This window comes from Hanamia caeni, from assembly GCF_003721595.1.
GTDB classification, from domain to species: domain Bacteria; phylum Bacteroidota; class Bacteroidia; order Chitinophagales; family Chitinophagaceae; genus Ginsengibacter; species Ginsengibacter caeni.
In genome coordinates, this window is record NZ_RJJR01000005.1 from 208,271 (window position 1) to 231,012 (window position 22,742).

The 22,742-nt window shown below is 39.1% G+C and carries 20 protein-coding genes; 13 read left to right on the forward strand and 7 right to left on the reverse strand.

Going from position 1 to position 22,742, the window contains the following annotated elements; genetic code table 11:
* The first annotated feature begins 116 nt into the window (after positions 1 to 116).
* The 8 genes from ispF to EFY79_RS08360 all read left to right on the forward strand — a co-directional run bounded on the left by ispF (position 117) and on the right by EFY79_RS08360 (position 5,538).
* Positions 117 to 614 carry a 2-C-methyl-D-erythritol 2,4-cyclodiphosphate synthase gene (gene ispF / locus EFY79_RS08325; RefSeq protein ID WP_317128036.1) on the forward strand — a complete coding sequence of 166 codons (498 nt, stop codon included), beginning with the start codon at positions 117 to 119 and terminating at the stop codon, positions 612 to 614.
* Positions 615 to 654: 40 nt separating this feature from the next.
* Positions 655 to 1,098: a dUTP diphosphatase gene (dut, locus tag EFY79_RS08330; RefSeq protein ID WP_123120234.1), complete on the forward strand. Its 444-nt coding sequence runs from the start codon at positions 655 to 657 to the stop codon at positions 1,096 to 1,098.
* Between the two features lie 18 nt (positions 1,099 to 1,116).
* Positions 1,117 to 1,944, forward strand: coding sequence for a DUF4292 domain-containing protein (locus EFY79_RS08335; RefSeq protein WP_123120235.1), 828 nt, complete (start codon positions 1,117 to 1,119; stop codon positions 1,942 to 1,944).
* A gap of 69 nt (positions 1,945 to 2,013) precedes the next feature.
* Positions 2,014 to 3,303: a murein hydrolase activator EnvC family protein gene (locus EFY79_RS08340; RefSeq protein ID WP_123120236.1), complete on the forward strand. Its 1,290-nt coding sequence runs from the start codon at positions 2,014 to 2,016 to the stop codon at positions 3,301 to 3,303.
* 53 nt (positions 3,304 to 3,356) lie between these two features.
* Positions 3,357 to 3,908, forward strand: a complete 552-nt coding sequence (locus EFY79_RS08345; protein ID WP_123120237.1) for a gamma carbonic anhydrase family protein — start codon at positions 3,357 to 3,359, stop codon at positions 3,906 to 3,908.
* A gap of 84 nt (positions 3,909 to 3,992) precedes the next feature.
* Entirely contained in the window at positions 3,993 to 4,175 is a 183-nt protein-coding gene (locus EFY79_RS08350) for a hypothetical protein (protein ID WP_123120238.1), read from the forward strand.
* A gap of 30 nt (positions 4,176 to 4,205) precedes the next feature.
* Positions 4,206 to 4,508: a hypothetical protein gene (locus tag EFY79_RS08355; RefSeq protein ID WP_123120239.1), complete on the forward strand. Its 303-nt coding sequence runs from the start codon at positions 4,206 to 4,208 to the stop codon at positions 4,506 to 4,508.
* Between the two features lie 136 nt (positions 4,509 to 4,644).
* Complete coding sequence (locus EFY79_RS08360) at positions 4,645 to 5,538, forward strand: 3-hydroxyacyl-CoA dehydrogenase family protein (RefSeq protein ID WP_199727493.1); 894 nt, start codon at positions 4,645 to 4,647, stop codon at positions 5,536 to 5,538.
* Here the strand turns inward: EFY79_RS08360 and EFY79_RS08365 are convergent, their stop codons facing one another.
* The 3 genes from EFY79_RS08365 to EFY79_RS08375 form a co-directional block, all read right to left on the reverse strand.
* Entirely contained in the window at positions 5,539 to 6,255 is a 717-nt protein-coding gene (locus tag EFY79_RS08365) for a type 1 glutamine amidotransferase (RefSeq protein WP_123120240.1), read from the reverse strand.
* A 90-nt stretch (positions 6,256 to 6,345) separates the two neighbouring features.
* The gene (locus tag EFY79_RS08370; RefSeq protein WP_123120241.1) at positions 6,346 to 6,678 is read right to left on the reverse strand and encodes a DUF962 domain-containing protein; all 333 of its coding nucleotides are present in this window, start codon (positions 6,676 to 6,678) and stop codon (positions 6,346 to 6,348) included.
* Between the two features lie 14 nt (positions 6,679 to 6,692).
* The gene (locus EFY79_RS08375) at positions 6,693 to 7,304 is read right to left on the reverse strand and encodes a YigZ family protein (RefSeq protein ID WP_233577956.1); all 612 of its coding nucleotides are present in this window, start codon (positions 7,302 to 7,304) and stop codon (positions 6,693 to 6,695) included.
* Between the two features lie 195 nt (positions 7,305 to 7,499).
* Between EFY79_RS08375 and kynU the strand changes: the two genes are divergently transcribed.
* The 5 genes from kynU (at position 7,500) to EFY79_RS08400 (ending at position 16,152) form a co-directional block, all read left to right on the forward strand.
* Complete coding sequence (gene kynU / locus EFY79_RS08380; protein ID WP_123120243.1) at positions 7,500 to 8,789, forward strand: kynureninase; 1,290 nt, start codon at positions 7,500 to 7,502, stop codon at positions 8,787 to 8,789.
* Between the two features lie 62 nt (positions 8,790 to 8,851).
* On the forward strand, positions 8,852 to 9,652 hold the full coding sequence (gene pyrF / locus EFY79_RS08385; protein ID WP_123120244.1) for an orotidine-5'-phosphate decarboxylase: 801 nt from the start codon (positions 8,852 to 8,854) through the stop codon (positions 9,650 to 9,652).
* Positions 9,653 to 10,009: 357 nt separating this feature from the next.
* Positions 10,010 to 12,211 (forward strand): T9SS type B sorting domain-containing protein, encoded by a 2,202-nt coding sequence (locus tag EFY79_RS08390; RefSeq protein ID WP_148041878.1) that lies wholly within the window; start codon positions 10,010 to 10,012, stop codon positions 12,209 to 12,211.
* A gap of 70 nt (positions 12,212 to 12,281) precedes the next feature.
* Entirely contained in the window at positions 12,282 to 12,581 is a 300-nt protein-coding gene (locus tag EFY79_RS08395; RefSeq protein ID WP_123120246.1) for a hypothetical protein, read from the forward strand.
* Between the two features lie 256 nt (positions 12,582 to 12,837).
* On the forward strand, positions 12,838 to 16,152 hold the full coding sequence (locus EFY79_RS08400; protein WP_148041879.1) for a TonB-dependent receptor: 3,315 nt from the start codon (positions 12,838 to 12,840) through the stop codon (positions 16,150 to 16,152).
* A 168-nt stretch (positions 16,153 to 16,320) separates the two neighbouring features.
* Here the strand turns inward: EFY79_RS08400 and nadB are convergent, their stop codons facing one another.
* The 4 genes from nadB to EFY79_RS08420 form a co-directional block, all read right to left on the reverse strand.
* Positions 16,321 to 17,919, reverse strand: a complete 1,599-nt coding sequence (gene nadB / locus EFY79_RS08405) for an L-aspartate oxidase (RefSeq protein ID WP_123120248.1) — start codon at positions 17,917 to 17,919, stop codon at positions 16,321 to 16,323.
* Positions 17,920 to 18,100: 181 nt separating this feature from the next.
* Positions 18,101 to 20,113 (reverse strand): (E)-4-hydroxy-3-methylbut-2-enyl-diphosphate synthase, encoded by a 2,013-nt coding sequence (ispG, locus tag EFY79_RS08410; RefSeq protein ID WP_123120249.1) that lies wholly within the window; start codon positions 20,111 to 20,113, stop codon positions 18,101 to 18,103.
* 50 nt (positions 20,114 to 20,163) lie between these two features.
* Entirely contained in the window at positions 20,164 to 21,837 is a 1,674-nt protein-coding gene (locus EFY79_RS08415; RefSeq protein ID WP_123120250.1) for a VWA domain-containing protein, read from the reverse strand.
* A gap of 108 nt (positions 21,838 to 21,945) precedes the next feature.
* Entirely contained in the window at positions 21,946 to 22,740 is a 795-nt protein-coding gene (locus EFY79_RS08420) for a penicillin-binding transpeptidase domain-containing protein (protein ID WP_123120251.1), read from the reverse strand.
* Between the last annotated feature and the right edge of the window lie 2 nt (positions 22,741 to 22,742).

A 22,742-nucleotide genomic window follows, 5' to 3' on the forward strand; every position in this document is an offset into this window, starting at 1 on the left:
TTTATTCTCAGAATAAATATACGCCCCTATTTTTGGGGGCGTTTTTGTTATCAGTAAACTCGTAAACAGTAAAGCAATAAATAATCTAAATTTTTTTATTACTAAACTACCATATAATGCCTTTAATGTTGCCTTTCAGGACCGGCTTCGGAATTGATTTTCACCAATTAGCCTACGGCCACGAGTTATGGATCGGTGGTGTGAAGCTTGAACACGAGAAAGGCGCTGTTGGCCACAGCGACGCCGATGTGCTTTTACATGCCATTTGTGATGCCATGCTTGGCGCCTGCTGCCTGGGCGATATTGGGTTTCATTTTCCTGACACTGACCAGGCTTATAAAAATATTGACAGCAAAATTTTATTGAAAAAATCAAAGGATTTAATTCACAATGCTGGCTACCAGGTAGGAAATATTGATTCGACCATATGCCTTGAATTGCCAAAAATAAAACCCTACTCATCTCAAATGCAGAAAGTCATTTCGGGCATTTTGGACCTTGAGACAGGGCAGGTGTCAATAAAAGCTACCACTGCAGAGAAAATGGGATTTGTAGGCCGCGGGGAAGGTATTTCGGCCTATGCAACTGTGTTGTTAACAGCAATAAATAAATAATTTATTTTATCCGCTCTCGTTCATTTTTATCTTTGTTTCTATGCATCATGTTGAAATTAAAGTCGTAAACACCTCAGATAACCCTACTCCCGAATATGCCACAGCGGGCTCAGCCGGCATGGATTTGCGCGCCTGGCTTCCAGAACCGGTGATTTTAAAGCCGATGGAACGAAAACTAATTCCGACGGGACTTTTTCTGGAAATTCCGGAGGGATATGAAGTGCAGGTAAGGCCGCGAAGTGGAATGGCTATCAATCATGGAATCACTTGTTTAAATTCTCCCGGAACAGTTGATAGCGACTATCGCGGCGAAATAAAAATTATCCTTGTAAATTTATCTGCAGAACCCCATACAATAAATAGCGGTGAGCGCATAGCGCAAATGATTGTGGCAAAAGTGGAAAAAGCAATTTTGAAAACGGTAGACAAGGTTCAGGCAACAACGAGAGGAACCGGCGGCTTTGGCCATACCGGGAAAGCATAAATTTAAAATAAGGAACGGATGGAATCGCATAGCGTCATTTTTACAGTGGTATTATTTTTAATTGTTGCAACCGGCTGCCGTTCTACCAAAAGCCTTCGCAGCAATATCAGCATAAAGGATAGCTCCGGCCATGCGAGTTCTGTAATTCTCCGCGACAGTTCTTCTTATAAATCTGCAGCAAAAGAAGTATTATCAGTTTTAAGCGACGATGAAATTAATTTTCAGACTTTTTCGGCAAAAGCAAAAGTGCAGTACGAAGATCAAAATGGGAAGCAGCCTGATTTTAATGCGTTTATCCGGTTGCAAAAAGATAGCGCACTTTGGGTATCTGTCAATGCTACTTTCCTGGGCATTGAAGCCTTCAGGTTGTACGTTACGCCCGATTCCATAATACTTCTTAATAAATTGGATAAAACGGTAGAATATCATCCGTTTAGTTTTATAGAAAGTTTTGCCCATATCCCAATGAACTTCACATTGCTTCAAAATATATTAATCGGCAACCCTGTTTATGAAGGCGATAGTGTTGTTTCCTTTCGCCGAACTGAAAATCAGATTATCATTGGTACAATTGGATCTTTTTTCAAGAACCTTACAACCATTTCAGCAGATACCAACAAACTACAGCAAATAAAACTGGACGATCTTGATGTGTTCCGAAACCGTACGGCTACCTTATTGTACGGCGGTTATGAAAAAAATTCAGGGCTCAATTTTGCGACTGAAAGGCAAATAAATGTATCAGAAAAATCTAAAGTGGATGTTTCTATTGAGTTTAAACAATATGAGTTTAACAAGGAATTATCATTTCCTTTTAGCATTCCACATAATTATAAAACGAAATAATTGTTACTTTCAAGCCAACCGTCACATGGTTGGATATTGACCGATAATAGTTTAAAAATCTTTGCATAAATGCCCAGTAAAATTTTTGCAACATTTGTATTTTTTTTATGTACCATAGCTGCCCTGGCCCAGGAACCTACCAAAGATCAACTTGAGAAACAAAGAGCGGATTTAAAAAAGGAAATTCAGGCTACAGAAAAAGCGCTTATTGAAACGCAAAAAACAACTAAGGTGAATGTTGGGCAGCTTAGTCTCATCAACAAAAAATTAAACCTGCAGGATAATGTTATACGCAACATCAGCGGCGAAATTCAAAAGCTGGGTGATAACATTTATTTATCCCAACTGGAAATCAACAAAATCAAGAGAATCCTGGATACCCTAAAAATAGAGTATGCGAAAAGCATGGTGTATGCGTATAAAAACAGGAGCAATTATGATTTCCTGAATTTTATTTTTGCGGCAAACAACTTTAACGATGCTATCAAACGTATTGCCTATTTAAAATCTTACCGGAACTACAGGGAAATGCAGGCGGAGAATATATTGAAGACACAAGCTTTGCTTGAAGATAAAATCCAGAAATTGTCTGGCATGAAAGCGCAGAAAAAAGATGTGCTGGATGAAAAAGACAAAGAACTCGAAAAACTTCAAAAACAAAAAGAAGAAAAAGCCTCGATAGTAAACCAGTTAAAAGGGCGGCAAAAAGAACTTTCAGCGCAGGTGAGAGAAAAGCGGAAGCAGGATGCAAAGCTCAAAAATGCGATAACGGCAATGATCAGGCGCGAAATAGAAAGGGCTAAGGCAGAAGCCGCCCGAAAGGAAAAAGAAAGACTGGCCGCAGCGGCAAAGAATAATAAAAGTAATGCCGCGTCTGACAAACCTGCCACAGCCTCCAAGCCTGCCTCTTCTATTCCTTCAGGGAGTGTATTGGTAAGCAGTGAAGCAGACAGAGAATTGAATGCCAGTTTTGAGAAAAATAAAGGCGCGCTTCCATGGCCCGCTGACGGATATGTAATCTCTCATTTCGGACCAAACCAATATCCCGGCGGAATTGATTATAACAACCCGGGCGTAAGCATTGGCGTAAAAGTAGGAGCGCCTGTAAAATCCATATTTGAGGGTGAAGTTACATTGGTGAATTATATGGATGATAAGCAGGTGGTTTTTATCAAACATGGAAAATATTTTACGGTTTATAGTAATCTTGCTTCTGCAAGTGTGCAGCGTGGCGATAAGGTAAAAACCGGGCAAGTGATTGGTAAGGCCGGCGTAAATGATGATGGTAATGGCGAAGTTGATTTTATCTTGATGCAGGAAAGTAATAATGTTAATCCTGAATCATGGTTAAAAAAGTAGCCTGCTTCGACCCTACTTCTCACTGGTAAATGGTGAATTAAATCTTCAGTCAAATGCCTTTTTTATTTGAAATAAATGGAAACAATCCTTCCTGGGGTAAAACTTGTTTTATAGCTCCAAATGCAACGCTTTGCGGCGATGTGGTGATGGGCGACGATTGCAGCATTTGGTTCAATGCAGTGCTACGCGGAGATGTAAATTCCATAAGGCTTGGCAATAAGGTGAATGTTCAGGATGGCGCAGTCATTCATTGCACCTATTTAAAATCAAAAACCATTGTTGGAAATAATGTCAGCATCGGACACAATGCAATCGTTCATGGATGCGTTATAGAAAATAATGTGTTGGTCGGAATGGGGGCAATTATAATGGATCATGCTGTAATAGGAGCCAACAGCATTATTGCTGCGGGCGCTGTAGTTCTTGAAAATACGATGGTGGAACCGGGAAGTATTTACGCAGGCGTTCCTGCAAAAAAAATAAAAGAGATTTCTGAACAGTTGATAAAAGGTGAGATAGAAAGAATTGCCAATAATTATTTATTCTACGCCGGATGGTACACTACTGGAAAAGAAGAACAGGTGAAGGATGGCCATGGGATGTAGCCTTGCAGCAAAGATTTGATGTAATCAAGTAAACGAATAAATAATTCAAATTTTTATTTTGATTTCTAAAGGTTGTTTTAACCCATGAAAAAGACAATATTGATACTTGCGATTTGTGGATATATATTTTCGGGCTGTTCCATTTTCAGGCGGTATGAAAAATATGGATGCCCCACAAATGGCAAAAATATTGGCGCTGAAAGAATTTTATCGGGAGATAAAGATGCAATCAAAGCCGCCAAAAAAGCTAAAAAATTTAATGAGTAAAGATTTCTATCCCTTTTAAAAACGAAACCTATGTGTTATCATTTAAAAACAAAATATGGCGGCACAGAAGCTGTTATAGATGACAACTGCGGCATCTCCAAATTTTATTCAATAGCTGGCACACTGGCTGACGAGTTGAAAGTAAAGTTTTTAAACCAGGTAGACGATGCCGATACATTGGATTGGGATTTCAAATACAAGAAGTTTTTTCTGACGCTGCACTATAATATTTTCAACGGGGTTTCCATCCTTCCGCAAAATATTATTAATAAAGAAAAGGTAAATAAAGCCGTAATTGAGGTCGCTGATTTCCTGGAAAGAAATGCCTACTAAATTTTTCACAGTAACAAACAACCCAGAAATAATATCTGAGGATAAATTCACCTCAAGCTCCCGCACTTCTTGCTGCCTTAAATACACTGCAAACTAAAACGTTTGCTTTTCGTTTATCTTTGGCTAAACGGATGGTATGGAAATAAAAAAGATAGCTGTGATAGGCGCAGGCACTATGGGAAATGGCATCGCACATGTTTTTGCCCAAAATAATTTTTCCGTAAATCTTATCGATGTCTCACAGCCGCAATTGGAAAAGGCTTTCAACATTATCGAAAAAAACCTGGAGCGGCAGCTTGCAAAAAATATTATTTCAGCAGATACGAAGAATAAAACATTAGCGAATATTGCTTCATTTACTTCTATCGAACGCGGCGTGTCGCAATGTGATTTGGCGATAGAGGCCGCCACAGAAAATGAAAGTATAAAGCTAAAAATTTTTAAAGAATTAGATGAGTTGTCGCCAGCAAGTTGCCTGCTTGCTTCCAACACTTCCTCCATTTCCATTACCAAAATTGCATCTGCTACGCACCGCCCCGAAAAAGTGATTGGAATGCATTTTATGAATCCTGTACCGGTGATGAAGCTGGTGGAGATTATCAATGGTTATTCCACCCAAAAAGAAGTTACCGACACAATTATTGCTATCTCACAAAAAATTGGGAAAATTCCGTGCGTTGTCAATGATTATCCTGGTTTTATCGCTAACCGGATTTTAATGCCGATGATAAACGAAGCCATTTTTAGCTTGTATGAAAATGTAGCAGGCGTAGAGGAAATTGATACCGTTATGAAACTTGGAATGGCGCATCCAATGGGACCGCTGCAATTAGCTGACTTTATAGGATTGGATGTTTGCCATGCTATTTTAACGGTTTTATTTGAAGGTTTTGGCAATTCAAAATATGCGCCTTGCCCATTGCTTACTAACATGGTGCACGCACAAAAACTGGGCGTAAAAACCGGTGAGGGATTTTATAAGTATACCGTTGGAAGTAAAGATAGAATAGTGAGCGACCGGTTCAGATAATTAATGTTGTTTGCCATTTATTTTTGTTAACCTATCCAATATTGAAAACAGGAATTTTTTATTTTTTTCAAAAAATTCCTGTTGATTTTCTATCTCTTTTTCCTGCTGGATATATTGCCCTCGCGTTAATTCGTGCCTGCCGTTTGCAATCATTTGTTGAATGCTCTCCTTTGTTGTTTCCAAATGAAATTGAAATGCCAGTACATTTTGATTATAGATAAATCCCTGGTTGGTGCAGGCTTCCGATTTGGCGATAGCCATTGCATTTTCCGGAAGCTCAAAAGTATCCCCGTGCCAGTGAAACACAGTAACCTCGCTATCCCGGCCTTTGAATAACGGATGTTGTTTTGCTCTTTCTGTCAGCAGGATAGGAAACCATCCAATTTCTTTTTGCCCGTTCGGATACACTTTTGCGCTTAAAATTTGTGCGATTAACTGTGCACCCAGGCAAATGCCTATCACAGTTTTTCCCTTTTCAATAGCATTTTTTATGAAAATTTTTTCTTTGGATAGCCAATGAAATTCTTTCTCATCATCTACGCTCATGGGCCCTCCCATAATGATTAGCCAGTCAATGCTATTTAAATCAGGAAGCGTTTCATTGAGGTAAAAATTAGTAGAGGTAAGAATGTGGCCATTCTTGATACTCCATTCCTGTATGCTTCCCGGGCCTTCAAAGGGAACGTGCTGAAAATAGTGAATTCTTAATTGATGCATGATTGAGGGATAACAACAGCCTGCAACATTAAATTATATTTTTAATATGAACTTTTACAATTTGAAGATCTTGCTTAATTGTTCAGAGAATTAAACTTTTTCTTCCGCTTCTTTTAATTTTTTATGTATTTGTCCGGAAAGTATGTGCCAGAACATCACAAAATCGCTCCCCAGACTATAAAGCGGGTAAACGAAAGTGGCTGGTTTATTTTTTTCAAAAAAGAAATGCCCGAACCACGCAAAACCGTATCCGCAAAGCGGAATGATGATAAACCAAAACCATTTACCGGTAACGATTCCGAGGATGATGCAAACAAAAATTAATAGAGTGCCGGTGAAGTGAAGCGCCCGGCTCGCGGGGTTCTTATGCTCCGTTAAATAATATGGATAAAAACTCCAAAAGGTTTGATATTTCTTTTCCATATATAAATTTAAACTTATTTATTAAAATGAAGTTCCAAATTTTTTACCTCTTTCAATGCAGATATCACTTCATTGATTTTATTGCGGGGAATGCCCGTTTCAATGCTGCAAAATAATTGCATCTCATTTTTAAGAATGGTACAATTGAATTGCTTCAAAATGCGCATTACTTCATTCATTTCGGTATAATTGAATTGTAGCTCGTAATTAATTTGCACTGCTTTTTGAACCACATGCGTGCATTGCAACACCAGCGCTGCTGATGTTTTGTAGGCATTGATTAACCCCGGAACACCCAATAAAGTTCCTCCAAAATAGCGCACAACAACAATTAAAATATCAGTCAGCTTTTTGGAATCTATTTGGCCAAGGATAGGCTTTCCTGCGGTGCCGGAAGGCTCGCCATCATCGCTCACTCTGAAATTATTTCCATCGGTTCCCAGTCTGTATGCAAAGCAATGGTGCGAAGCTTTGGGATGCTCTTTCTTTATTTCCTGCAGATTTTTTTTAAAATCAGTTGTATTTCTTATAGGGAAAGAATAGGCAATAAATTTACTGCCACGGTCCTTAAATTCAGCAATGGCAGCCTTTTCCACGGTATAATAATATTCAGCTTCTTTCATCATGGCATCTTTACAGGCAACAATTTTTTAATGGCGCGGTAATCGTTGCGTAACTTTATCATTTTTAAATTAAGCAAATATTCACATTTATCTCTAGGAAACGGAAAATGCATCATGTGAAAATAATGAAGTGCAATATGTTGGTGTCAATCCGGGAACATTAAATATGATAACAGTAAACAAACAAATATCCTGAAAATGAATTTTGAAAATACGATGGAGTTTGCAAAAAGTGAGGACGAAAAAGATATTCTAAAAATTTTTCGCAGCCAGTTTTATATCCCTATTCTCAATGGAAAAGATTGTGTTTATCTCAATGGAAATTCATTAGGCTTGCAACCTAAAACCGCGCAGGACAGCGTGTTGGATGAAATGGAGCACTGGGCAAACTACGGCGTGGAAGGCCATTTCTACGGAAAAAATCCCTGGGCAAATTTTCATGAGGCTTGCGTTAAAAAGCTACAGCCGATTGTTGGAGCGCTTTCTGAAGAAATAGTAGTGATGAACCAGCTCACAGTGAACTTACATCTGATGTTTACTACTTTTTATTGGCCCGATAATACACGCTATAAAATCATTTGTGAAAGTGGGGCGTTTTCTTCTGACTATTACGTTATTGACTCCCAATTGCAACTCCATGGCCTTTTTCCTGAAGATGCACTTATTGAAGTAGCGCCACGGGAAGGAGAATTTATAATACGGAATGAAGATATTATTTCTGCAATTGAAAACAATGCTGAAGAAGTAGCGTTGGTCTTTATTGGTGGTGTTAATTATTTAACCGGGCAGTTTTTTGATGTGAAATCCATTACTAATGCCGCGCATAAAGCCGGTGCCTATTGCGGTTTTGACCTTGCCCACGCCGTGGGGAATGTTGAATTAAAATTGCACGATTGGGAAGTGGATTTTGCCTGCTGGTGTTCATATAAATATCTAAACTCAGGCCCGGGCGCGGTAGCAGGTGCGTTTATCCATCACCGTTATGTTACGGATAAATCGCTTCCGAGATTGGCGGGGTGGTGGGGAACTGACAAGCATGAGCGGTTCCAGTTTAAAAGAGCGTTTAATGCGATGCCCACAGCCGAAGGTTGGCAACTAAGCAATGCAAATATTTTAAGCATGGCGGCTCACAAGGCGGCCCTTGATATTTTTGAAAAGGCCGACTTTGAAAATATTGTAGCCAAAGGAAAAAAATTGAGCGCTTATCTTTTATTTATTTTGAATGAAATCAACCAATCTGCGTCAAAGGAATTAGTGCAGATTTTAACCCCGGTGGATGCGCAGGAACACGGTTGCCAGGTTTCTTTGATTCTGCCGGAAAATGGAAAAGGCTTTTTTGATTCTTTAAATAGAAACAGCGTAATTGCTGATTGGAAAGAGCCGGGCATCATCCGTGTAGCGCCTGTGCCATTATACAATACTTTTGAAGAAGTTTTTTTATTTGGTAAAATCTTAAAAGATTTTGCAGGTACTAACGGTAATGGCTAAACGAAAACCGTAAAATAAAAATCCGGGTTATTTATTCTTTTACTAAGAAATGTGCTTAACAGATGAATAGAAATTCTTTAATTGCAGAAATAAAAAGAAAAAGAACATTACTGTGTGTGGGCCTTGATACCGACATTAACAGAATCCCTTCGCATTTGAAAGCCTCGCCTGATGCGGTTTTTGAATTCAACAAGCAAATTATTGATGCCACGTACGATTGGTGTGTAGCTTATAAAATCAATACAGCCTTTTATGAATCGCAAGGCGCAAAAGGATGGGAGTCTTTGGAAAAAACAGTGAATTATATTCCCGGTACACATTTCAAAATTGCTGATGCCAAGCGCGGGGATATCGGTAACACTTCTGACCAATATGCAAAAGCCTTTTTTGAAACAATACCATTTGACGCGGTTACGGTAGCGCCTTATATGGGCAGCGATAGCATAAAGCCATTTTTGAACTACCCAAATAAATGGGCCATAGTTTTAGGATTAACAAGCAATAAAGGCAGCGAAGATTTTCAGCAGCAGCACATCGGAAATCATTTTTTATATGAAGAAGTGATTCGTAAAACCAGCCAATGGGGCACGCCGGAAAATCTGATGTTTGTAGTAGGCGCTACGAAGGCAGTGGAGCTTTCTTCTATTCGAAAAATCATTCCTTCTCATTTTTTACTTATCCCCGGTGTAGGCGCCCAGGGAGGCAGCCTTTCTGAAGTGTGCAAATATGGTTTAACCGAAGAGGGAGGTTTGCTGATAAATGCGTCCCGTGCTGTTATTTATGCAGGCCATGATGCAAATTTTGCAAAAGAAGCTGCAAAGGTGGCAAAGCAATACCAATCAGAAATGCAGCAATATTTGTAGTGGCTTTTTAAAATGTTTAAAACTCTTTTTTCTTCAAAAAACATACGGCGGCACCCCCATGATAAATACAAGAATATCGGGCTCAGTAAAGTGTTGCAGCAATAAATAAAATGATGTTTTCTGACATGCGCCGGGTAAGCAAAATGAGAATTATTTTTCAATTTACTGCATTTGTCAGAGATGAAAATTTGACGTCGATAAGCTGTACATTTACTCCTCATTTTTATAAAACGATTTGTGGCTTTTTCCCGATGTAATTTTATTATTAAAAGTGTTCTATTTAATGTTTTGCTGTTCCTTTTTTCCGGCAAATTATCAGGCCAGAATTATGTTTTTGCAAAATTATCCGGCTCGCCGATGAACACTTCCGGCTGGAACCTCCAGGGAGGCGCTTTTGTAACCAATGTAACCGGCACGGATAATTCTGAGCTGATGCTTTGCGCTCTTAACCAGCCAAGCGGAGCCGTATTTTTTAATCAGCCCATTAATCTTGCAGTTTGCAGCCGTTGGAAAGCTGAATTTGATTTTAGAATGTACGATGGTGATGGCGCTGATGGAATCGCCTTTTGTTTTCTTGAAGTACCCCCGGTGGGCTTTGTTACGGGTGCAGGACTTGGAATTCCTCAAACAGCCAATGGCTTAAAAATTTGTTTTGACACATGGAACAATTGCATTCCTCCGAATCCTGCCACCATTCACCAGGATATGCCCAAAGTTGAAATCAGGTGGGGAAACGGCTACAATGAATGTACCACGCAACCTACAAGAGATAACAGAGATGGCAAAATTTCTTTTATCCGCTCTTCTTCATATAACCATGCAAAAATTATTTACGACAAGGGAAATATTGATGTGTATGTAAATGACGGCCTTATGGTGAGCGCTCACCAGGAATTTAATTTTACGGGCTATCTTGGCCTTACGGCAAGCACCGGCGGTTACCATGATAATCATTCAATAAAAAATGTAGTGGTATATACTGAAATGCCACCGTCAGTTGCAGGCCCCGCCCAAAGCGGATGCCCCGGCGATACGTTGCAGGTGGGTAGTTCGCCCAATCCTTCCTATACTTATTCGTGGTTGCCTTCTGAAGGATTAAATAATACCAGTGCCTCAGCGCCATTGGTTACGCTTCAAAATGATTCGGCGGCATCTGTTTTTAAAACTTATTTTGTAAAAACTGCTTTTGCCAATAATCCCGGTTGTGCTTCTATGGATAGCGTTGTTATAAGAGTATTTCCAAAACCCAAGGTCAATTTTATCAGTCCTGAAATTTGCCTGCTTGATGCCGTGGCATCTTTTAAAGACAGCAGCTTTACAGAAGATGACCAAACTTTGCCTTTCAAATATCAATGGACTTTTGGAGATGATAACGCGGATGGCTCTAATCCTGATTCTTCTTTTTTTCAAAACCCCTCGCATCATTATTCTGAAGCCAGCGATTATGCAGTTTCCTTGAAAGTTACCAATGAAAAAAGCTGCGTGGACAGCGTCAGCAAAATATTTACCGTGAACGGCGCGGTTCCGAAATCGGTATTTGAAATTGAAAATCCAACCGCATTATGCAGCAACACTCCGGTTGTTCTGATTAATAAATCGACAGTCGATTTTGGTCAAATTACAAAATTGCAACTTGCCTGGGGAGATTCAAACGGGAATTTTGAGATCGATGAAACACCCGTCAGCGGGAAATCGTATAATCATATTTATCCGCAAGCTCAAATGGCTGCCGATTCCGTTTTCAATATAAAAGTGATAGCCTATTCCGGAATCTCTTGCAAAAATGAAATGACCCAAACGATAAAAATTCTCAAATCTCCCCAAATTGTTACTGATTCCATTCCGGCAGTTTGTAATAATGCACGTCAGATTTCCATCAAGCCTTATGCATCCGCACCTGGCTTTACGGGCAATTTTTCTTTTGAGGGAAATGGCGTTTCGGAAAATGGATTCTTTAATCCACAAGAAGTTACCGGGACAAAAAATTCCATTATTTATGCTTTTACTGCTTCAAATGGTTGCCGCGATTCCGCTTCTCAGGTGGTGTCAATCATCCCTCCTCCGCAGGTGGATGGCGGGCCAACTCTCTATTTATTAAAAGGCGAAAGCGGAAAATTAGCGGCTACTGCATCGGGCACTGACTTATCTTTTTCATGGTATCCTTCGTTGTATTTAGATAATGTCCACGTTATTCAACCAACCACTACTCCTTCTGAAGATATTCAGTATACGCTTACCGTTACCGGAACAGGAGGATGTAAAGACAGCTCTCTGGCAGCGGTAAAACTTTTGCCTGAGCCACAGATCCCAAATGCTTTTACACCAAATAATGACGGATTGAATGATACCTGGGGAATTGCCGGCCTGAGTTTATATTTGAAATGTGAAGTCAGGATTTATAACCGCTACGGACAATTGGTATTTTTTTCAACAGGATACTCTTCTCCGTGGGACGGCACTTTTAAAGGCCAGCCGCTTTCGTCAGACCTGTATGTTTATATTATTGATACCAAACGGAGAAAAAAGTTGTACAGAGGGACTGTAATGATCATAAGGTAAATTATCAGGGGCAATTTCTTATTGCGCTGGATTCTTTTTTCTTTTAATTATCTTTAATTCAAAAACTGCCATGAAAATTATTTCGCTACTTTTTATTGTTGCTTTCTTATTTTCAGCGTGCAAGCCAAAAATGCTTTCAGGAAAAGAGTTGGAAAGCAAGCTCATTGAAACGATGAATAATTATTTGGACAGTACTTTGAAAGCCGGTGTTCATGCAACCGTCAGAGATGTTGTTTACTTCGCAGAGCCTGAAAAAAAACTCTACCGTTGCCGGTTTCATGTAAATATGACTTATGAAAAAAAAGATACAGCCGGAATAGTTGCAGCTACTATTAGTAACGATTTTAAAACCGTCAGCCGCACCCAGTAAAGTGCCTGGGTTTAGAAAAATTATTTTGCCTTCCGCCATTAGGTTATTTCTGCTAATTACAGCCTTATCTGCTGTGAATGAGCTATGTATTGAAACAATTTATATTTCATCTGATAAAACGCAAGCTCATTCTTTGTAATTTGTTAACCTACGTGTGCAGCGAAAGATAGCCAATTGTTGCCTTGCAAATGTTAATAAAAACCAAACCGCATTTAGAGTAATTTTTATTTCCTTTGCGGCTCAAAAATCAAGCTATATGAAAATACAAAGAATCTTACCCTTGTTACTTGTCGCTTTTTTGTTGCCCTTCGTAATGAATGCACAGGTGACAACAAGTAGTATAACAGGAAAAGTGACAGACAATACAGGAGCAGGACTCGCAGGAGCTACCATTTCTGCAAAACATGTTCCTTCAGGGACCGTTTACAACACGCTCACACGTAAGGATGGATTATTTGATATGCCAGGTTTAAGAATTGGAGGTCCTTATACCATTACCGTAAGTTTTGTGGGATACGCTACACAAACAATCAATGATATCTCATTACTGTTAGGGGAGCCTCATCAACTTATTATAAATATGTCTCAGTCTAATCAGAGTCTCGAAGCCGTTGTTATTTCCGCGTCGGGCTCTCGTAATAAGTCATTAAAAACAGGTGCAAGTACAATTGTTACTACTTCTCAGTTAGCAACTCTTCCTACGATTAACAGGTCATTGAGCGATTATACAAGAGTTACCCCACAGGCAAATGGTAATGGTTTCGCGGGAAGAGATGGAAGATATAATAATCTTCAGATTGACGGAGCCAATTTGAATAACAGTTTTGGATTAAGTTCTGACCTTACTCCCGGTGGCGGCCCATCGCCAATATCTGTGGATGCGATCCAGGAAGTTTCAGTTAATATTGCCCCGTTCGATGTGCGTCAGTCTGGGTTTACCGGTGCGGGAATAAACGCCGTAACCAAAAGCGGAACAAACACTTTTCATGGAAGCGTATATCATTATTTCAGAAATGAAAATATGATGGGTTCAAAAATCGATGGCCAAAAAATTACAAAAACTCCATTAAATAATAAAATTTTCGGAGGCAGCGTAAGTGGTCCGATCATTAAAGACAAATTATTCTTTTTTGTAAATGCCGAACATGAAACAAGATCTGTTCCGGGCATTACCTATGTTGCAACTGGTTCTAAAAATAGCGGAACCCAGTCCACAACAAGCATAGAAGACCTAAAAGCAGTATATGATTTTGTAAAATCCACATATAATTATGATCCGGGAGCTTATGACGGCTTTCCAAATTTTGAGTCGAAAAACACAAAGCTTTTGGGAAAAATTGACTGGAATATAAGTGACAAGCACAGATTGACCGTGAAATATACAGACTTTAAGGGAAGTGATATGAGCCCATTAAACGGAAGCAGTGTTCCTCAAAATGGTAAAATCTTTGTGACAGGGCAATCGAGCGGGCTTTCAAGATTACCTGTTAATAGGTTTGGAACACAATCAATGGGCTTTAGCAATTCTAATTATGGTACTGATCATATAGTAAGAACAGGATCTCTTGAATTAAACAGTCGTTTTAGCAATACAATATCAAATCAGTTTATTGCTACTTATACCAAGACAAATGATACACGCTTTATTCCCGGAGGTAAAGTTTTCCCAACAGTTGATATCTTTAATGGACAAGGTTTAAACTACATCAGTTTGGGAACCGACCCTTTTACTAATAATAATGTTCTTGATGGAAAAGATTTAAGTATAACTGATAATTTTACCGTTTATTCAGGAAGCCACACAATTACGGCCGGGATAAATTATGAATATCAGCAAATACGGAATATGTTTATGGGAGGTTCACAAGGCCATTATGTATTTGATAGTCTTGGAGCATTTTTAAATCAGCTTCAGCCCAGCTATTACGGTTATACTTATTCTTTGGTTCCCGGCCAGCCGGCTGTTTATTCTGCCGATCTTAAAATTGGGCAAGTAGGCATTTATGTTCAGGATGAATTTAAAATAAGGAATAATTTTAAGCTCACTTATGGTATACGCTTTGATAAACCGTATTACCCCGAAAACCCGATTGACAACCCTTCAATTGATGCTTTATCTCTGCCTGATGCAGATGGCCACATGACCAATTACAATACAGGAAAATGGCCAAAGTCCAATGTGATTTTATCACCGCGTGCGGGATTTAACTGGACAGTGGGGGCGGATAAAAGTCTCACTGTGAGAGGTGGAACTGGCTTATTTACCGGCCGGATTCCCTATGTATTTTTAACGAACATGCCATCAAATAATGGAATGTACCAAAGGGCGGTATTCTATAATACTAAGAAAGATTTGGATTCTTTGGGCATTACTAAATTTGACCCTAATCCGGATGCGTATGCTGGCCAATTCTCTAAAACTCCAAATACAACCACTCCTCCTCAAAGTTTTGTGGTGATTGATCCTAAATTTAAATTCCCATTGGTATGGAGAAGCAATATCGGTATCGATAAAAAATTAGATAACGGTTTCACAGCTACGGTTGATTTAATTTATACTAAAGATATCAACGCCGTCGTAATGAGAAATCCTAATCTTAAACCTCCAACTGATAAATATACAGGGCCAGATACAAGGTATTATTACCCTGGTTCAACACCTACTTATTACCCAAATTTAGGAACACCCATAGTTCTTGAAAATACGCATAAGGGTTATGCGTTCTCAGCTACTGCCCAGGTTTCTAAATCGTTTACCAATGGATTGTATGGTTCCCTGGCATATACTTACACACAAGCAAAAGAAGTGAGTCCCAATCCCGGATCGCGGGCAAGTTCTGCATGGCAATCTATTGCTAATGTAAATGGCCCCAACGACCAGGTGTTAGATAATTCTCAATACGCCATTCCACACAGAATAATCGCTAATGTATCTTATAAATTTGCTTATGCAAGGCATTTTGCTTCTACATTTTCTTTGGTTTACACAGGAAGCAACGGATACCTTATTAATTATGTGACTAATGGTTCAATAGTAAGAGATGGAAATTCAGAATTGCTTTACATATATCCAAAGGGAACGGATGTACCATTTGTAGATTACAAAGTAACAGATAAAGATTCAAAAGGAAACGTAATCGCAACAAGATCCTATACTGTTCAGCAACAGCAGCAAGCTTACGATCAATATGTATCTAACAGCAAATATTTATCGGATAATAAAGGTCATTATGTGAGCCGTTATGGACAAAAAGCTCCATGGTTTAACCAGGTTGATTTTCGTTTCCTGCAGGATTTCTATTTGAAAACAGCAGGCGGAACAAAACATGATTTAGAGTTTAGCATGGACATTTTCAATCTTGGCAATTTAATAGCTAATAAAACAAAAGGTTTTGGCTATACTGAAACCACAACAATTACAAACCCATTAGTTATGAAAAGTGTTGTAAATCAGGCGCCAACTTTTACATGGAGCGAGTATAATAAACAATTAGTAGAAACTCCATTCCAGGTAGATAAGAGCACCTCCAATTTATGGTATATGCAAATTGGTTTACGCTATAGTTTTTAGCTAACTAACATTTTTATCGAAGACTTTCCGGAATTCCGGAACGTTTTGCCAGATAAGCCCGGTCCAGTAAAATGGCCGGGTTTTTTATTATAACCTTTCTAAAATAAAAATGACAAATTTGTCTATCTACTGGCAGCCAGGTTGCTTTACTGTTGGTAGAATGCCAAATCACAACACAATATTCTGCACCAGCTCACTCTTCCCGGGATAATCGGTGTTGAAATGTAAACCCCTGCTTTCATGCCTGAATTGCGCACTTTTTACAATTAAATAACCGACAGTAATCAGGTTCCTCAATTCGCAAAGCTGGGGCGAAACGGAGGTGGATTGATACAGTCCTTCTGTTTCCAAATGCAGTAAATCCAACCTTTTCATCGCGCGTTCGAGTCTAACATTGGTTCTTACAATTCCCACATAATCTGTCATCAGCAGTTGCAGCTCTTTTAAGCTTTGTGTAATAAGAATCATCTCTTTGGGCACATTGGTTCCCCTCGCATTCCAGTCAGGTATTTTTTCTTCAAACTGAATGGCATCAATTTTTTCTCTTGAATCTAAAAAGCACCTATGCGCAAACACCATCGCTTCCAAAAGAGAATTGCTTGCAAGCCTATTGGCGCCATGCAAACCAGTGCTGGCACATTCGCCACATGCAAATAAATATTTGATAGAGCTCCTTCCCCATTCATCCACTTTTATTCCGCCGCAACTGTAATGCGCAGCCGGAGCTACCGGGATAAATTGTTTGAAAACATCAATGCCCATTGATTGACATTTTTCATAAATATTAGGAAAATGGTGCAGGAATTTTTCACGATCCATTTTCGTACAATCAAGGTAAACGAATTCAGTTCCTGCAATTTTCATTTCGCTATCAATAGCGCGGGCTACAATATCGCGCGGTGCAAGATCTTTTCGCTCATCATAGTTTATCATGAAAGCTTCGTCTTTATTGTTTCGTAAAATCCCGCCATCGCCACGCACCGCTTCGGTTATTAAAAATGCCTGGCCGCTTTTTCCGGCTTCATACAAGGCAGTTGGATGGAACTGGATGAACTCCATATTTTCAATTCGTCCTTTTGCACGGTAGGCCATCGCTACGCCATCACCTGTTGCAATAGAAGGATTGGTTGTTGTGCGATACACCTGCCCGTTTCCACCGGAAGCCAGCAGTGTAATCTTTGCAAGAATTTTATCAATTTTATTTTCATGAAGATTCAATACATACACTCCGTAACATTCTATATCAGGAGTTGATTTGGTAACCAGATATCCGAGATGATGCTGGGTGATAATATCCACCACAAAACAATGATTAATTAATTGTATGTTCGGATAGTTGGCAATTTGTTTCAACAATGTTTTTTCAATTTCTTTTCCCGTTACATCTTTATGATGAAGAATGCGGAATTCACTGTGGCCGCCTTCTTTTCCCAATGCATATTCCCCTGAAATTTCCTTGTCAAAATCAGCGCCCCATGAAATGATTTCGCGGATTCTTTCCACGCCTTCTTTCACCACAACTTCAACCACTTCAGGATTGCAAAGGCCATCGCCTGCAATTAAAGTGTCTTCTATATGCTTTGCAAAGCTGTCATTTTCAAAATCGGTAACGCCCGCTACACCGCCCTGGGCGTACTTTGTGTTCGTTTCTTCACTATTGGTTTTGGTAAGAACTGTAATGGTTTTATCAGGAAATTCGCGCGCAGTTTTTAATGCGTAGGTAAGCCCGGCTATGCCGCTGCCGATAACGAGGAAGTCTGTTTGCAATGTTTAGATTTTTAAAAACTGAAAATTAATCAAAATCAATTATTCAAATTTCGCAACTCCTAAATTTTGAGAAATTAGGAGATGTTAGGAATAGCCGAAAAATTATTGGGATTGCTGACTTAATTAAAATGATGATGCAAAAATAAAAATCCGCTTTATTTATCTTTCTGCTGCAGATTAATTAAACAGTCATTGCGACAGCCGGTTCTACCCACGCATTGTTTTCTTTCAACAAATTTATCAGTTCTTCCACAGCAATGGCTTCAGGTACATTTCTTTTGATCACTTCTTTGCCCTTGTACAAGGTAATTTTTCCCGGGCCACTGCCTACATAACCGAAATCCGCATCAGCCATCTCTCCGGGCCCGTTTACGATACAGCCCATAATAGCAATTTTTAATCCCTTTAGATGGTGTGTAACGGCGCGCACCTTGGCTGTTGTTTCCTGCAGGTCGAATAAGGTTCTGCCGCAAGATGGGCAACTGATAAATTCCGTTTTTGAAATTCTTGTACGCGATGCCTGTAAAATCCCAAAGGCAATTGAATTCATTAATTTATAATCCGGAATCTTACCTTGCCTACCGGCAGACAGGTTTTTATCGGCATTATGATCGCCCAGGCAAATTCCATTTCCAAAGCCGTCAATTAATAACGACCCAGCCTCAATTGCAAAGTGGATAAGGCTTTCATCCATAGTTTCTTTTTCACTGTCGCAAATAATAATTGCCGGATTTTTTATTTCTCTTTCATTCAATTCAATAAACATTCGACGCACACTTTGAACTGCATTCGTATTTTCAGAACTTAGACACAACACTACCGCGTTGTCATTTTTTATTTTTTCAAAGAATTTCTCTTTATCAAATGGCGGATAATTTTTTGAATAGCAATCCAACGTTACAAAATTGAGAGAAGTGGATTTGTCAAAAGAATCATCTGCATATTGCTGCTCACTCAAAATCGGAAAGCATTTTGTTTTATCAACAGATGATTTCCATAATTCATAATTATAAATCAATTGTAAAGTGCCCGGCAACGCAAAGTCAACCGCATTATCTCCGCAAAAAATATAGTCGGCGGCCATATCGCTGATATTCCATTTGTCTGTAGAAGAATTATAGCGGTAACCGATGTCTTTTAAATCTTCGCGGTTGATTCCTTCTTTTTTGTGAAAGTCGGCAATAACAACGGGAACATTTTTGCCGCCAATATTCTGTACGGAAAATGTTTTTCGTGTATTCCTGCCTGTTATATTCAATGGTGAAAAATTTTTGATTGGCGGGACATTATTTTTCTGAAGGTTGACTTTAGAAGGCTCATAGCGCTTTACAATATTTTTACAAACGGGTAATTCAAATTCTGAATCTTCCGTAAGCGAAACGCGGATGGTATCTCCAATTCCATCTTCCAGCAAAGTGCCAATGCCGATAGCGGATTTTATTCTTCCATCTTCGCCATCACCAGCTTCTGTAACGCCCAAATGCAGCGGATAACAATGCCCCAATTCGCTTTGCATATTTTCTATCAAAAGCCGATAAGCCTGCACCATCACCTGTGGGTTGCTGCTCTTCATGCTCAGCACAATATTGTAATAATTTTCGCTTTCTGCAATTCGTAAAAATTCCATCGCACTTTCAACCATGCCAATCGGCGTATCACCGTAGCGGCTCATGATGCGGTCGCTCAGCGAACCATGATTAGTGCCGATGCGCATGGCAGTCCCATACTCTTTACAAATTTTTATCAGCGGTGTAAACCGGGTCCTGATTCTTTCAATCTCTTCCTGGTAATCTGTATCGGTATATTCTATCAGCTCAAATTTTTTCTTATCAACGTAATTTCCAGGATTCACACGCACCTTCTCCACAATTCGTGCAGCGATTTCAGCGGCATTTGGCGTAAAATGAATATCGGCCACCAGCGGTGTATTGTAGCCGCGTTTACGCAATTCATTTTTTATATTCAATAAATTTTCAGCTTCTTTTTTTGAAGGTGCTGTAATGCGTACTAGTTCTGCGCCTGCTTCGATGCACCGGATACTTTGTTCCACCGTTCCGATGGTGTCCATCGTATCCGTTGTTGTCATCGTTTGAATACGGATGGGATGATAATTCCCAATCAGCAAACCGCCAACATTTACTTCAAGCGTTTTTAATCTTTTATATTGGGTTAATGATTCAGCAAAGAGTTCCATATATCTGAAGTAATAATTTTATTGCAAAAATACGACCTTAATTCAGCTATCTACCAATCCTTTTCAGGACTATCAGGCGCCGGTGCACCTTTCATTTTATGCATTTTATCCTGCAATTGCTTTTCATTTTCGAGTAGCGATTTTAATTTTTCTTCAGCGTCCTGCTTTGATAATTTGGATGGAGAAGGTTTCGGCTCCTGCTTGTTTTTTTGTTGGTTATTATTTTGCTGATCTTTAGGTTGCTGTTGTTTTTTCTGATTCTTATCCTGTTTCTTTTTGTTGTCCTGATTTTGCTGTTGTTGCTTTTGTTGTTCTTTTAATGCGCGTTGTAAATTTTGCCTCGCATCTTCATCACCAGGATTTAAAATCAGCGCATTTTCGTAAGCCCTGATGCATTCAGGCAGTTTTTTGGCAGCCTGCAAAGCAACTCCTTTATTATAGAAAGCTTTTTGCTTAATTGAATTATTTTGCGTAGATGCGATGGCATTGTCATAGGATTTTATGGCCTCTTCAGTGTTATTATTTTTATACAACGCATTGCCTAAATTATAGCTGGCCGTTGAGTTGGTATCTGAATTTTTTAAAGCTTCTTGGTAAGCATTTTCTGCGGCAGTATAATCTTTTTCGTTGTATGCCTTATTTCCTTTGATGATAACATCTTTTGTATCCTGCGAAAACGAAGGCAGGCTGATGCACAAAAGCGCTATTACCGCAACGGCTTTCTTATATTTTTTTCCTTCTCTTTCAGAGATAAAAAATTCAATCAGCAGCAATAAAAAAGCAGCGCCTAAAAAATATTGGAAGTATTGTTTAAATGAAATATATAAGCCGTCGCTCGTGGCCGTTTCTTGTCCAATATTGGCTAATTGATGTTTGATGTTAGAGGCCACTGTTTCTGTGTTGGTGTATAGTTGATAAATTCCCTTGCCGTCCTTTGCAATTTCCTCCAATTCTCTTTCATTCAGCTTTGTAATTACAGTTTGGCCTTTCTCATCTTTTTTATATTGACCCGTGGCCGGGTCTAAAATAGGTGCGCCCTGCGGTGAGCCAATGCCAACTGTATTCACCATAATGCCTGCTTTTGCCAATTTTTTTGACTGCTTAATGGCATCGTTATCGTGGTCTTCACCATCGCTGATAAGTAATACTGATTTAAATGTTTTTTCATTTGGATTAAAAGACGCTTCACACATTTTGAGCGCGTCAGCAATCACCGTTCCCTGTGTGGGCACATCTGCAGGTGAAGCAGATGCTAAATACATTTTGGCAGCGTCGTGATCCACTGTCAAAGGCATTTGCAAGTAAGCCCGTCCGGCAAAAATCACCAGCCCGATTCTATCATCCGGTGAATGATCGATTATAGTAGATACAAGTTGTTTTGCCCGTTCCAATCTGCTGGGCTTTATATCCTGTGCCAGCATACTTTTGCTTACATCTAACGCAATCATTAAATCGGTTCCTTTGCGGTTAATTTTTTGATTGTTGTCAGGTGTTACAAGTCCTGCAACTGCGATAACACATAGCGCAAATGCGATAAGGATTAAAACAAATTTGGTATAAAATTTTTTAGGAGAATAATCCGCTGTAAGTTCCTTTACCAATGCCGGGTCTCCAATTTTTTTGCTGGTAGCTTTTTTCCACCTTTTCAATTGCACATAAAAAAATATCATCAGAGGAATGGCAGCCAAGGCGATAAAATATTCTATGTATTGAAAATGAAGCATCTCAGCCTGCGAAATTAAAAATGAAAAAGTGATTGATTTGTTCCTTTACTGTTAAATTCCTGTATGAAAAAGTTATTCTGATTGAAGCGGCATCCAATTTAACAAATCCTATTTCTGGCCTTTGAAAAAGCCTAATTCTTTCAGGCAGGATTTGGATATTTCAATCACTCTATTTTCAGTATTGATTGATTTAACCGGTGTTCTTATGAAAGTTACAAAAAAGTAAATGTGCCTGTTTTCCTCTATCCATCCAAGGTTCCACGCAAATGAATTATTTTTTTCGTCTATGCCGAGGCCGGTGGCGTAGCTTAAACTATACAATGAAGTGTCTTCCTTCTTCATTAGGTTAGCCACGGTTTCCTGTGCATATTTTTGAAATGTCAATTGTTCAAAAAACAATTTGCTCAAAAAACCTAATTGTTCATCGGGTGAAATTTTCAAATCATTGTTAAGCCAGAAGGTATCAACTGCGGAAGTAATTTTGCTGTTGCCATAACTGATAGAGTCGAGCCACATCTGCAACGTATCTTTTCCTATTTGCCTTGCCAGTTCCTGGAAATAGGGAATAGAATTATTTTGAAAAGCCTGCTGCAGGGTTACATTTTTAGTCGAAGAAGAATCATTTCCCAAAGTAGTTTTTTCGTTAGTGATTCTGCCTGTCTGAATTCCAATCAGCGTTTCAATAACTTTAAACGAAGTGCCGGTTGATAATCTTTGGGTATCAAGGTTCATGTTATATACAGTAATGTCGCCCATCTGGTTATTGAGCATAGCGAAACATCCTTCTACGTTTGATGAATCAAAGTACTTTTTTAAATCATCATTGATTTTAGCATGATTTACCGAACAGGAATGGAGAATTAAACTAATAAATAAAAAAAATAAAAGATAAAGTTTCTTCATAA

Excerpts from the sequence above, each read along its gene's own strand:
- ispF (WP_317128036.1), top strand. The coding sequence starts at position 117 with ATGCCTTTAATGTTGCCTTTCAGGACCGGCTTCGGAATTGATTTTCAC.
- dut (WP_123120234.1), top strand. The coding sequence starts at position 655 with ATGCATCATGTTGAAATTAAAGTCGTAAACACCTCAGATAACCCTACT.
- EFY79_RS08335 (WP_123120235.1), top strand. The coding sequence starts at position 1,117 with ATGGAATCGCATAGCGTCATTTTTACAGTGGTATTATTTTTAATTGTT.
- EFY79_RS08340 (WP_123120236.1), top strand. The coding sequence starts at position 2,014 with ATGCCCAGTAAAATTTTTGCAACATTTGTATTTTTTTTATGTACCATA.
- EFY79_RS08345 (WP_123120237.1), top strand. The coding sequence starts at position 3,357 with ATGCCTTTTTTATTTGAAATAAATGGAAACAATCCTTCCTGGGGTAAA.
- EFY79_RS08350 (WP_123120238.1), top strand. The coding sequence starts at position 3,993 with ATGAAAAAGACAATATTGATACTTGCGATTTGTGGATATATATTTTCG.
- EFY79_RS08355 (WP_123120239.1), top strand. The coding sequence starts at position 4,206 with ATGTGTTATCATTTAAAAACAAAATATGGCGGCACAGAAGCTGTTATA.
- EFY79_RS08360 (WP_199727493.1), top strand. The coding sequence starts at position 4,645 with ATGGAAATAAAAAAGATAGCTGTGATAGGCGCAGGCACTATGGGAAAT.
- EFY79_RS08365 (WP_123120240.1), bottom strand. The coding sequence starts at position 6,255 with ATGCATCAATTAAGAATTCACTATTTTCAGCACGTTCCCTTTGAAGGC.
- EFY79_RS08370 (WP_123120241.1), bottom strand. The coding sequence starts at position 6,678 with ATGGAAAAGAAATATCAAACCTTTTGGAGTTTTTATCCATATTATTTA.
- EFY79_RS08375 (WP_233577956.1), bottom strand. The coding sequence starts at position 7,304 with ATGATGAAAGAAGCTGAATATTATTATACCGTGGAAAAGGCTGCCATT.
- kynU (WP_123120243.1), top strand. The coding sequence starts at position 7,500 with ATGAATTTTGAAAATACGATGGAGTTTGCAAAAAGTGAGGACGAAAAA.
- pyrF (WP_123120244.1), top strand. The coding sequence starts at position 8,852 with ATGAATAGAAATTCTTTAATTGCAGAAATAAAAAGAAAAAGAACATTA.
- EFY79_RS08390 (WP_148041878.1), top strand. The coding sequence starts at position 10,010 with ATGAACACTTCCGGCTGGAACCTCCAGGGAGGCGCTTTTGTAACCAAT.
- EFY79_RS08395 (WP_123120246.1), top strand. The coding sequence starts at position 12,282 with ATGAAAATTATTTCGCTACTTTTTATTGTTGCTTTCTTATTTTCAGCG.
- EFY79_RS08400 (WP_148041879.1), top strand. The coding sequence starts at position 12,838 with ATGAAAATACAAAGAATCTTACCCTTGTTACTTGTCGCTTTTTTGTTG.
- ispG (WP_123120249.1), bottom strand. The coding sequence starts at position 20,113 with ATGGAACTCTTTGCTGAATCATTAACCCAATATAAAAGATTAAAAACG.
- EFY79_RS08415 (WP_123120250.1), bottom strand. The coding sequence starts at position 21,837 with ATGCTTCATTTTCAATACATAGAATATTTTATCGCCTTGGCTGCCATT.
- EFY79_RS08420 (WP_123120251.1), bottom strand. The coding sequence starts at position 22,740 with ATGAAGAAACTTTATCTTTTATTTTTTTTATTTATTAGTTTAATTCTC.